The sequence below is a fragment of the Streptomyces sp. NPDC001220 genome, from assembly GCF_053597895.1.
In genome coordinates this window covers 1-2,435 of sequence record NZ_JBSFJE010000052.1, presented here as the reverse complement: position 1 = coordinate 2,435, position 2,435 = coordinate 1, and the positions used below count along the sequence as shown (strand labels likewise).

The 2,435-nt window shown below is 68.4% G+C and carries 2 protein-coding genes; one reads left to right on the top strand and one right to left on the bottom strand.

Features of this window, described 5'->3' with window-relative positions:
• Positions 1-87: 87 nt before the first annotated feature.
• Complete coding sequence (locus ACWDGI_RS43560) at positions 88-531, top strand: hypothetical protein (protein WP_450768598.1); 444 nt, start codon at positions 88-90, stop codon at positions 529-531.
• An 8-nt stretch (positions 532-539) separates the two neighbouring features.
• On the opposite strand, the gene ACWDGI_RS43555 is transcribed toward ACWDGI_RS43560, so the two are convergent.
• Complete coding sequence (locus ACWDGI_RS43555; RefSeq protein ID WP_450768599.1) at positions 540-2,315, bottom strand: IS481 family transposase; 1,776 nt, start codon at positions 2,313-2,315, stop codon at positions 540-542.
• Positions 2,316-2,435 lie beyond the last annotated feature (120 nt).

Here is a 2,435-nt window from a genome sequence, read left to right as displayed (position 1 = left end):
ACCGTGTCGGGTCTCAGATGATGCTTGACGATTCGGCGTCAGGTGATGCTTGACGTCTGACCTAGACATCGTGGCTTACTGGCTGCCATGACGGACCGTTTCCCTGAGATCACCTCCGTGGAGGAGTTCATCCGGCTGCGGGAGAGCGAGGACCCGGCGGAGTACAACCGCTCGGCGTGGGCAGCCATGCCGCTGTCAGTCTGGTGGGACCTGGTGCGCAACCGCCCCGACATGCGTGTCTGGGCTGCTCATAACAGGACGGCGCCGTCGGAGATCCTGGCCGAGCTGATCAAGGATCCGGATTGGCGGGTCCGAGACCGGGTGGCCAGCAAACGCAACTGTCCGCCCGAGCTGCTGGAACGGCTGGTCGACGATCCGCATGACGCCGTGCGGAGGCTCGTAGCAAACCATCCGCACTCGCCGCGGCCGGCGGTTGCGGGTTTGGTTGATGACCCGTGGCCGGTCATTGCTCAGGAGGCCCGCGCCCGACTGGCCAACTGGCCGTCCAAGCAGCCGTCCGAACCCTCCTGACACAGCGATCACACGATCTTCCGGCGGTTGTGTTCGCCCGACTTGCGGACCACCACCTCCTTCCTGGTGACACGCGGGACGGTGATGATCAGATCTTGGCCGTGGAAGACGCGGATCACGTCTTCGCTCAGGTGGGCGGTGACGATCTGGTGGGCATAGGAACGGCCGAGCTGGACGCGCTGTCCGGCGACCATGAAACCGCCGACGCTGCTGACGGTCCGCTCGGCGATCTGCTGGCCGGGCGGAGGCAGCAGCGGTGGCGGCCCGGCCGGACGGCCCCCTTGCAGGCGACCGCAGGCAGAGGGCGGCAGCGGGCTGGGCAGGGTGGCCTGCAGGACACGCTGCTCATCCAGGACCTGCAGGACCTTTCCGTCGAGGCGGAGGGTGAGCCGCTGTCCGGCGAACGGCCAGCCGACCAGGACCTTGTCGCCGCCCAGGCCGACGTAGCCGACCGCGTTCACGGTCCGGTCCACCTCCACCGCCCCCTTCGCGTCGTGCGCCGGTCCGGGATCGCCCGCCCGGGGCCCGGCGGGTCGGGCGTCCCCGCCTGCCAGCAGGGCCTTGAGGTCACGGCCGGACAGCTTCGAGGGCAGCGTCTTGTGCCGGCCGCCGCCGATCAGGACGTGCAGCCGGTTCACGTCGATCCGCAGGGTCACCGTGATGCCGGCCAGGGCCGGACCGAACCAGATCTGCTGACCGCGCAGGCTCAGGTTTCCCGAGGCGGGCACCACCCGCTCCACCTCGATCGCACCGACTTCGCCCTCGGTCATCGGCCAGGGCGCCGCGACAGGCTCGGGTGGAGGCTCTGGGACATCAGGTTGGGGGACGGGGTCGAGGCGGGCGGGCAGCACCACAGGCAGCGCATCCTGCTCGGACCGTGGGCGGGGAACGAACCGGCTGGCCGGAACGGCCATGTCCAGTCCCTGGTGCGGCCGCATCCGGTTGTAGTCCTCCAGCCAGGTATCCACCGCCTCCTGCGCAGCCTCCAGGTCGGTGAACGGATCACGCTGGTCGAGGAGTTCGCGCCGCAGGGTCTGGTGGAAGCGTTCGATCTTCCCCGTGGTTGTCGGTGACTGCGGCTTCGTCAGCCGGTGAGCGATGCCGTTCTCCCGGCAGATCCGGTCGAACATCGTCTCTCCGGGCTTGCCGGGACTGAAGCGGGCGGTGAACTGCTTGCCGTTGTCCGTCAGCACCTCGCCGGGCACTCCGAACCGCACCAGTGCCTCACCGAAGGCCAGACACACCGCTCGGGCCGTGGCCCGCTGCACCACTTTCGCGATCACCATGAACCGGGAGTGGTCGTCGATCCCGGTGACCATCTTGCATTCGCTGCCGTCGGCCAGGAGGATGCCGCCGACGATGTCCATCTGCCACAGTTCCATCGACGCAGACCGCTCCCACCTGCGGTAATCCGACCGGCGACGCTTACGCACCCCGGGCTCAATGAGTCCATTGCGGACCAGGACCCGGTAGATGGTCGCCCGGGACGGCACCGGCGTGGTGCCCCTGCGTTCCAGCTCGTGCACCAGCCTGCGCGGACCCCAGCCCGGATGCCGACGCCGCAATTCACACACCAGAGCCTCCGCCTCCGGCGCTATCCGGTGCGGACACGAGTCCGGCCGGTGCGACCGGCCCGTCAGACCCGGCAAACCCGACTGCTTGTACTTGCGCACCCAGGAGTGCACCGACTGCCTCGACACCCCATACCGGGCGGCGACTTGAGTGACCGGGACCCCTGCGGCGACCTCCATCACCGCGTGATACCGCTGCTCGACCACGCTCAACTCCACCAGCACGGCCCCGGCCCTCCCTGCACGCGGATACGACGCGCACAGCCAAGCCGAGGCAAGCGGTGTCAAGCATCAGGTGACGCCACAGCGTCAAGCATCAACCGAGACAAGACA

Excerpts from the sequence above, each read along its gene's own strand:
- ACWDGI_RS43560 (WP_450768598.1), top strand. The coding sequence starts at position 88 with ATGACGGACCGTTTCCCTGAGATCACCTCCGTGGAGGAGTTCATCCGG.